The organism is Pseudomonas kitaguniensis, from assembly GCF_009296165.1.
Lineage (GTDB): Bacteria > Pseudomonadota > Gammaproteobacteria > Pseudomonadales > Pseudomonadaceae > Aquipseudomonas > Aquipseudomonas kitaguniensis.
Window position 1 is genome coordinate 20,858 of record NZ_VUAZ01000095.1, and the last position, 9,093, is coordinate 29,950.

General features: G+C 62.2%; 6 protein-coding genes and 1 pseudogene. 4 read left to right on the forward strand and 3 right to left on the reverse strand.

Annotated elements, in window-relative coordinates; all coding sequences use genetic code 11:
- Positions 1-5: 5 nt before the first annotated feature.
- Positions 6-1,181 (reverse strand): MFS transporter, encoded by a 1,176-nt coding sequence (locus F0169_RS16450; RefSeq protein ID WP_152747090.1) that lies wholly within the window; start codon positions 1,179-1,181, stop codon positions 6-8.
- Positions 1,182-1,300: 119 nt separating this feature from the next.
- On the opposite strand from F0169_RS16450, the gene F0169_RS16455 reads away from it, so the two are divergent.
- Together F0169_RS16455 and F0169_RS16460 are read left to right on the forward strand one after the other, a co-directional pair.
- On the forward strand, positions 1,301-2,200 hold the full coding sequence (locus F0169_RS16455; RefSeq protein WP_152747091.1) for a LysR family transcriptional regulator: 900 nt from the start codon (positions 1,301-1,303) through the stop codon (positions 2,198-2,200).
- Between the two features lie 89 nt (positions 2,201-2,289).
- A complete protein-coding gene (locus F0169_RS16460) occupies positions 2,290-3,144 on the forward strand; it encodes a DUF2242 domain-containing protein (RefSeq protein WP_152747092.1) in 855 nt (284 codons plus the stop codon).
- 311 nt (positions 3,145-3,455) lie between these two features.
- Here the strand turns inward: F0169_RS16460 and F0169_RS16465 are convergent, their stop codons facing one another.
- The gene (locus F0169_RS16465) at positions 3,456-4,490 is read right to left on the reverse strand and encodes an AraC family transcriptional regulator (protein ID WP_152747093.1); all 1,035 of its coding nucleotides are present in this window, start codon (positions 4,488-4,490) and stop codon (positions 3,456-3,458) included.
- A 4-nt stretch (positions 4,491-4,494) separates the two neighbouring features.
- Positions 4,495-5,625, reverse strand: coding sequence for a carbon-nitrogen hydrolase family protein (locus tag F0169_RS16470; protein ID WP_058413384.1), 1,131 nt, complete (start codon positions 5,623-5,625; stop codon positions 4,495-4,497).
- 211 nt (positions 5,626-5,836) lie between these two features.
- Between F0169_RS16470 and F0169_RS16475 the strand changes: the two genes are divergently transcribed.
- On the forward strand, positions 5,837-7,876 hold the full coding sequence (locus F0169_RS16475) for an NADPH-dependent 2,4-dienoyl-CoA reductase (protein WP_152747094.1): 2,040 nt from the start codon (positions 5,837-5,839) through the stop codon (positions 7,874-7,876).
- 60 nt (positions 7,877-7,936) lie between these two features.
- Positions 7,937-8,826, forward strand: a pseudogene (locus F0169_RS16480) (1-aminocyclopropane-1-carboxylate deaminase/D-cysteine desulfhydrase).
- Positions 8,827-9,093 lie beyond the last annotated feature (267 nt).

A 9,093-nucleotide genomic window follows, 5' to 3' on the forward strand; every position in this document is an offset into this window, starting at 1 on the left:
TTTTTTTAGCGGCGATTCAGGCTGCCAGCCAAGGCGAGTAGCATCAGTAGGGCGACCGCCCACGCAAATGCTCCGACGCCCCAGCCTTGAAGCAACACACCACCCGCCAACCCGCCGCCGGCTATGCCCAGGTTCCACACCGTCACCAGCATCGACTGCGCAGTATCCGCCGACGCGCCCGCCGCCTTGGCCAGTGCCGTTTGAAGCAGGGCCGCGAGGCCGCCGAATGCCAAACCCCAGACAGCGACAGCGCTGTAGATGACGGCTGGCGAGTCTGACCAGAACCCCAGCGCCAAGGCGATCAGGCCAAACAGTGCGCAGCTGATCACCAGCAACGCGTGCAACCACCGATCAATCAACGCCCCCACCAGCCAGATGCTTAGCAGCGCCGCCAGGCCAAACACCAACAGTACGCCGTCGATGTCGGCGGCAAGCCCGGCGGGCACTAACAAGGGCGCGATGTAGGTGTAGAGAATGTTGTGGGCTAACACGTAGGTGAGGGTCACCCACAGCACCGGGCGAATGCCTGGCAATCTCAGCACTTGGCGCAGGCCCAAGCGTGTCTTGCTGTGTTCACCGGCAAAATCCGGGAGCTGCCAGCGCGCCCATATCAATAGCAACAGTGTCAGGCCGGTCATGCTCGCAAAGCTCAGGCGCCAGCCAACCACGCTGCCGAGGAAGGTGCCTGCCGGTACGCCGAGTGACAATGCCAGCGGCGCGCCGAGCATCGCCACGGCAATCGCCCGACCTTGCAAGTGCGGCGCAACCATGCGGCTGGCATACCCCGCCAGCAACGCCCAGAGTAGCCCGGCGAATACCCCGGCGAGAAAGCGTGCCACCAACGTCAGCCCGTAATGGCTGGAAAACGCCGTGACGCTGTTGACCAAGGCAAAGCCGCCGATGGCAATCAGCAACAGCGGGCGCCGCCGCCAGCCTCGCGTCAATACGGTGAGCGGGATTGCCGCGAGCAATGAACCCAGTGCGTAAAGGGTGACGAGTTGGCCTGCCAGTGCCGGTGAAACGCCTAACCCGGCGCTCATCTGCGGCAACAGCCCGGCCGGCATGGTTTCGGTGAGGATGGTGATAAAACCGGCTGAGGCTAATGCTAACAGGCCGCCTAAAGGCAGTGCGTCATGCCGGGTTACCGAGGGGCAATCGTTTATTGCGCAGCTGTTGCTCATCGCGCTGTGTCCATGCAAAAAGGCCAGCTGGCAGAGTAGGGCGCTGTGCGCTGCGGAAAAACAGGCTAAGGTTCCGAACTTGTCGGACATCAGTGTCCGCAATCTTCAAGGGTCAGGTCATGGACAGTTTGGGCAGTCTTGAGGTATTCGTGCAGGCCGCAGAGGCACGCAGTTTCACCGCCGCTGGCCGGGTACTGGGGGTTTCTTCGTCGGCCGTGGGCAAAAGCATTGCGCGCACCGAGGAGCGCTTGGGCGTGCGCTTGTTTCACCGCAACACGCGCAGCGTCACGCTGACCAGCGAGGGCGCGCTGTTTCTTGAGCGCGTGCGGCGGATTCTGGCTGAGGTGGAGGCGGCCGAGCAGGCGCTGACCGAGGCGGGCGCTACGCCGCGTGGCAAGTTGCGCATCAGCCTGCCGCACGTGCGCGGGCTGCTGATGCCGGTGCTCAGCGACTTTATGCGCGCCTACCCGGAGATCGAGCTGGATGTGGATTTTTCGGACCGCATGGTCGATGTGATCGAGGAAGGCTTCGACGCGGTGATTCGCACCGGCAAGCCGGAAGACTCGCGCTTGATGGCGCGTCACTTGGGGCATTTTCGCTTGGTGTTGGTCGGCGCCCCGGAATACTTCGCCCACCACGGCACCCCGCAACAGCCCCAAGACTTGAGCGGCCACGCCTGCCTGCGGCATAAATTCTGCGCCACCGGCAAGCTTGAACCCTGGCCGTTGCGCCACGTACCGGGCGTGGCCGAGCCGGTGTTGCGCACGCCGCTGGTCAGCAACACCATTGAATCCCTCAACCAGGCGGTGTACGAAGGCTTGGGCATCGCCTGCCTGCCGGACTTCATGGTGAATGCGGCGGTGCATCAAGGGCGCTTGCAACGGGTGTTGGACGACTGCCTTGAACACCGTGGCAGCTTCTGGCTGTTATGGCCGTCAAGTCGGCATGCCTCAGCCAAACTGCGCGTGTTTATCGACCATATGTGTGCTGAGCTGTTTCCTGCAGGCACCGTGGTGTAAGCCTGTGACGTTTTACCGACAGGAATGCGCGCGCCAACCGCCCGTTATGTTGCACAATACCGTCCGGACTGTTTTCCTCAGGATTTTCGATGTCGACATCATTTCACTTGCGTAGCCTCGGGTTGGCGCTGGTGCTGGCGGGCGCTGCGGGCTGCTCGTCACCCAAGACCGCTATTTATGAACATGAGGCTTTCGACGACTCCGGTACGTTCTCGCGTGATTACCCGGTCACCGATGTGGCCGCGTGCGAAGCAGCACGGCGTGCGCTGTTGAGCCAGGGTTACATCATTACCAGCAGCGATCCGAAGCTGGTAGTGGGTAACAAGAGCTTCCAGCAAACCGGCGAGACGCATCTGCAAATCAGTTTCAACGTGGTGTGTGCCGATGACGGCAAAGGCAACAATCACTCGACGATTTTTGCCAACGCCTTGCAGGACCGCTACGCGCTGAAGAAGGTCAACAACTCGGCGAGTGTCGGGGTAGGTGTGTTGGGTTCGTTGTCGATGCCGATTGGCTCCACCGATGACTCAATGGTCAAGGTGGCGAGTGAGACGGTTTCGGCGCCGAAGTTCTATGACCGTTACTTTGCGCTGGTGGATGTGTTCCTGCCGCAGGAAGTGAAGAAGGCTGCGCATATACCGGAAAAGCCGAAAGCTGAACTGGGCGTGCCGGAACCCAAGGCTGCTGCGGCCGTCGAGAAGGTCGAGGCGCCGAAGGAAGAACCGGCTGCACCGGCGGCTTCGGAGCCGATTGCACCGCCACCCGAGGCGGCGCCGATTGCTCCGCAGGCGCAACCCGCTACCGAAGCGGCGCCGGAATCAGCCCCTGACTCATCACTCCAGCCAACCCCGCAGCCAACCTCCGAGCCTGCGCCGGCGGCGACCAACCCGGCACTGCCGGCGCCGACCGAGGCGATTCCTCCGCTGCCAAACGCTGCGCAGTAATCCACACCGCTACGGGGTTGGCTTTAGCAGCGTTGATCCCGTAGCGGCTGCTTGCCCCGTGCATAAATCCTGGTGCTAAATCGTTACAACGCTGCTACGTTTAATGTTGGAGTGCAGAAACGTCATGACGCGGACTTTTTTTCGTCATCACGGCACTTTAGGCTGGCTGTGCAGGTCATTAATTGACAGCCGCTTTAACCCAACAAGGAGTACACCATGGACGAATACCAAGAAGAACTGCTGGAGTACCAGGCCTTTGAACTGGACCCACTGGACCCGGCCGACGACGCAACCGAGCTGTAACACCGACTTCAGGCGGAATGCCGCTGACTGCGGCGAAACTCCCCTGGGGTCTGGTTGTTCCAACGCCTGAAGGCCCGTTGAAACGCCTGGGCTGAGGCAAAACCGAGCAAGTAAGCGATCTCGCCGAAGGCCAATTCCGTGTCGCGGATGTAGGTCATGGCCAAATCGCGGCGGGTATCGTTCAGAATCGCGCGGAACTGAGTGCCTTCTTCGGCCAGTTTGCGGCGCAGCGTCCAGGTGGGCAGCTTCAAGCGTGCCGCCACTTCTTCCAGGTCGGGTTCCCGGCCGCCATTGAGCATCGGCCCCAGCAAGCGGGTAATGCGCTCGCGCAGGCTGCGGGTGCGGGTCAGTTGTTCCAATTCACGTTCACACAACTTCAGCAACAGCTGCCAGGTGCTCGGGCAATGCTGCGGGTTACGCATGGCCAGGGTGTGCTGGTTGAGGCGCAATTGGTTGGCCTCGGCGCCAAAGTGGATCGGGTTGTCACCCAGCACGCTGTACTGCGCGCTGTAACCCGGCGCGTCGAACTCGATGTCGATGCGTTGTGCCTGCACGGTTTGCTGAGCCAGGCTGGACAATTGCTGCAGCCAACCGGCGATGATCGAATCCACCACAAAGCGGTTGTAAGCGTTGTACGGGCTAATCGAATAGAAACGCAGCCAGGCGCCGTCGGCATCTTCATGAAAACTCGACTGCCCGCGATAGTTAGAGCCGTACAGCGCTTCAAAACGGGTCAGCGTGCGCGCGGCTTCACGCACGTTAGGCGCTTGTGCGGCGGTCACGCCGGCCAAACCGGCCTGGCTCAACCGGCTGAGCTGGCCCATGCGCAGGCCCAGGCCCGGGTCGCCGGTCAGTTGGATGGCGGCATGACCCAGGCGCATGTAGCGCGGGATCGACAAGCGTGCGCCGGCTTCGGCGAGGCGTGCCGGGTCAAGGCCGTATTGCAGCAGCAGCGGTTGCGGGTCCAGGCCGTGGCTGTGAATCGCGTCGGCCAGGGTGTGCACGAAGGCCACTGACAGGTCGCCAAGTCGCACCGGCTTCAAGGCGCTACAGCCAGATATTCAGCAAGCGCGCGCCATGGGCATCGCGGTCGGCAGCAATTTGCCCGTTGCTGCTGAGAAAACTCTGCCCGGCGGTGCCCAAGTCCCAGAACTGCCCACGCAGGAATACGCTCATACCAGCGGCGGCCTGGCTGATCGGCTGTTGGCTGATCAGCGTGAGGCGGTGCCAGGCGTCGCCTTCGCTGAGTTCTTCGGGCTTGAGGCTGATTTCCGTCGGCGTCGAGACGCTTTTGAAACCGCGCCATGGGCGGTCCCACGTGTCGCGGCCAGTCACGAAAGCGGGCACGGCGACCAATTGCGCGCCTTGCTCGTTGAGTTTGCGGTAGTTGTCCGGGTACCAGCTGTCGCTGCCGATCAGAATGCCCAGGCGCCCAGCCGGCGTATCGACCACGCTGACGAGGTTTTCATCACCCGGCTCGATAAACTCGCGCTCATCGTAGATCGGGTAGAACTGGCGCTGCGGCTGGCCGACGGCCAAGCCGTCCGCACCAAACACCACGCTGGCGTTGTACAACGCGCCGTCGCCAATCTGCAGTTGGCCCTGGCTGACGCTCGGGTTGGGCAGGGTGATGGAGCCGGCCACCACGGTTACGCCAAACTCTTTGGCCAGGCCACCGAACAGCACCTGATAGTCGCGGGCCATGGCGCGGGCTTTCATGCGCAGGTACGCGTCGTCCATGCGGTTACCGCCCGTGGCGCTGAGCCAGGCGCGTGCGAACTGCAGCGGGTTGCTGGCCGACAGCCAGTTCATCGCATCCTTGAGGTGCACGGCCTGATACAGCTCGTTTTTTTCACCGCTGAGCATCAGCCATGTGCCGATGTGTTCCGGCAGCACGACCACCGTCTTTTGATTGATCAGCCCTTGCTCGCGGGCTTTTTGCAGGTACGCCGCGAGCTTCAAGTGCAGGCGTTCGAGGCTCTGGTAGTCGGCGGGGAACAGCTCCGGCTGGATGCCGAGCAAGTTGCCGCGATCGGCAGGCTCGCCTTCGTTGACGGCCAGGGTGATGCGCAGGTCTGACAGGTAATGCGCCACGGGGCGCTCCTGGGTCCAAACCAGATACGCGGCGACGGCGGCAACCAGGGCCATGGAGACGGTGAACGCTAGAAGTTTACGCATGGGGCAACAGACAACAGACCGTGTGTAGGGTTCGCCGCCTAGGGTAGGGCGCCTGCACTCGCTTGCCAAGCGCCGCTGTGCATTCTGATCAATAAGTTGTCAGTTTCAGTCATTGAGCCGTAGTCCGCCGGCTCTTAGTCTGTGGGCATAAACCGATGGCATGCCGTTTGAGCGTGCCACGCCCCGTGATGATCCGTTGTGGAGCTGTACCATGACCGCTGCTGCTTACCCGCACCTGCTGGCCCCGTTGGACTTGGGTTTCACCACCTTGCGCAACCGCACCCTGATGGGTTCGATGCACACCGGCCTTGAAGAAAAACCCGGCGGTTTCGAGCGCATGGCGGCGTATTTTGCCGAGCGCGCACGCGGTGGCGTCGGCCTGATGGTAACGGGTGGCATTGGCCCGAATGACGAGGGCGGGGTGTACGCCGGTGCAGCCAAGCTGACCACCGACGAAGAAGCGCAGCAGCACAAGATCGTGACCCAGGCGGTGCATGCGGCGGGCGGCAAAATCTGCATGCAAATCCTCCACGCCGGGCGTTATGCCTACAGCCCCAAGCAGGTCGCACCGAGCGCGATTCAGGCGCCGATCAACCCGTTCAAGCCCAAGGCGCTGGACGAGGAGGGCATTCAGAAGCAGATCGAGGATTTCGTCACCTGCTCGCTGTTGGCACAGGTCGCCGAGTATGACGGCGTCGAGATCATGGGCTCTGAAGGCTACTTCATTAACCAGTTCCTCGCCGCGCATACCAACCACCGCACCGACCGTTGGGGTGGCAGCTACGAAAATCGCATGCGCCTGGCAGTCGACATCGTGCGCCGTGTGCGTGAAGCGGTCGGCCCGAATTTCATCATTATTTTCCGCCTGTCGATGCTCGACCTGGTGGAAGGCGGCAGCAGTTGGGAAGAAATCGTGCAGTTGGCCAAAGCGATCGAGCAGGCCGGTGCCACCCTTATCAATACCGGCATTGGCTGGCACGAAGCGCGTATCCCGACCATTGCGACCAAAGTGCCGCGTGGCGCGTTCAGCAAAGTCACCGCCAAACTGCGCGGTGCGGTGCAGATTCCGCTGATCACCACCAACCGCATCAACACCCCGGAAATCGCCGAGCAGATCCTCGCCGAAGGCGATGCCGATATGGTTTCGATGGCGCGGCCGTTTCTCGCCGACCCGGAGTTCGTCAACAAGGCGGCAGCCGGCCGTGCGGATGAAATCAACACCTGCATCGGTTGCAACCAAGCCTGCCTGGACCATACATTTGGCGGCAAACTGACCACCTGCCTGGTCAACCCGCGCGCGTGTTACGAAACCGAGCTTAATTACCTGCCGGTCAAACAGATCAAAAAAATCGCCGTGGTCGGTGCCGGCCCAGCGGGGCTGGCGGCGGCCACCGTGGCGGCTGAGCGCGGCCATCAGGTGACCCTGTTCGACTCCGCCAGCGAAATCGGCGGCCAGTTCAACATCGCCAAGCGCGTTCCGGGCAAAGAAGAGTTTTTCGAAACCCTGCGTTACTTCAATCGCAAGCTGCAGACCACGCATGTCGAGTTGTGCCTCAACACCCGTGTGGACGTGGCGCAACTGGCAGCGGGCGGTTACGACGAGATCATCCTGGCCACTGGCATCGCGCCGCGTACCCCGGCGATACCGGGTATCGACAACGCCAAGGTGCTGAGCTACCTGGACGTGATCCTTGAGCGCAAGCCGGTGGGCAAGCGTGTGGCGGTGATCGGCGCGGGCGGTATCGGCTTCGACGTTTCCGAGTTTCTGGTGCATCAGGGCGTGTCCACGAGCCTGGACCGTGATGCGTTCTGGAAAGAGTGGGGCATCGACACCCAGTTGCAAGCGCGTGGCGGCGTTGCCGGTATCACCGCTCAACCGCATGCGCCGGCGCGTGAGGTGTTCCTGCTGCAGCGCAAGTCCTCCAAGGTCGGCGACGGCCTGGGCAAGACCACCGGCTGGATTCATCGCACCGGCCTTAAGAACAAGCAGGTGCAGATGCTCAACGGCGTGGAATACCTGAAGATTGACGAGGCAGGCCTGCACATCCGCATCGGCGCCGAGGGTGAGCCGCGGGTGCTGGCAGTCGACAACATTGTTATCTGCGCAGGCCAGGACCCACTGCGTGAACTGCACGACGGCCTGCTCGCCGCGGGCCAGCACGTGCACCTGATCGGCGGCGCCGATGTGGCGGCTGAGCTGGATGCCAAGCGCGCCATCAACCAGGGCTCGCGCCTCGCCGCCGAGCTGTAAAAACCCGCATGGGGCGGTGGTAGACTAGCGCCCCTTTTTGCACACAGATGCGCTCGCGTTATGGGTCCTTTCGACTGGCTGCCCCTCGCTCCCCTTGAACCGTTGCAGCTGGATTGGCTGAACGGGGTCGAGGTGGCCGTGCTGCGTCTGGACCGCATCGACCCGCTGATCAGCGGCAACAAATGGTTCAAGCTCACCGAGCATCTGGCACAGGCGCAGATCGCCGGTGCCAGCGGTGTCATCAGCCTCGGCGGCGCGCACTCCAACCACCTGCACGCGTTGGCGGCCGCCGGTAAACGCTTTGGGTTCACCACGGTCGGCCTGCTGCGTGGGCATCCTCAAGACACGCCGACCGTGCTCGACTTGAAAGCGTTTGGCATGCAACTGCATTGGCTGGGTTATGGCGGCTATCGTGCGCGGCATGAGGCGGATTTTTGGCTGCCTTGGCGTGAGCAGTATCCCGCAATGCACCCCGTGCCCGAAGGCGGTGGCGGCATCGAAGGGGCATTCGGTTGCGCAGTGCTTGTGGAGCAGGTGCGCACGCAACTCGGCAGCCTTGGCTGGGACGATTATGACGCCTGGTGGTTGGCGGCGGGCACGGGTACCACGCTGGCTGGGTTGGCACTGGCCGAGGCAGGCGCGCATGCGGTGTTCGGCGCCTTGGCGGTGCCGGATGATCATGGCGTGGCGCAGAACGTGCGGGCTATTGTGCGGGGTGGTTATGAACTGGTGGATGCCAGCCGAGGCGGTTTTGCCAAGGTCGATCCGCCGTTGCTCGACTTTATCCACGCCACCGAACAAGCCTGTGGCGTGCCGCTGGAGCCGCTTTACACCGGCAAAGCCTTGTTGGCCTTGAAGCAACAGATTGAGGCTGGACGCTTCGGCCCTGGCACGCGGTTGATCTTTGTGCACACCGCGGCCTGCAAGGCCGCCGAGGCTTCAGCGCCTAGTGTGTGGGAGCGGGCTTGCTCGCGATGCAGGCACCGCGCACCCTCAAGCATGCCGAGTGGATGCTATCGCGGGCAAGCCCGCTCCTATCAAACTACAAATAACCTATTGTTTTTGCTATTAAAATTTATTTTGGCTTGTGACTTTGGTCTTGGGTGCATATCCGTTACTGAGTTTATGGCTTATATCGGTTCCGCTCTTACAGCGGGTCACTTTTGAAAGGCCCGGAAGCCGGCCCAGCCAAAGTAAAAAAGGTCCTCGCCCCACCA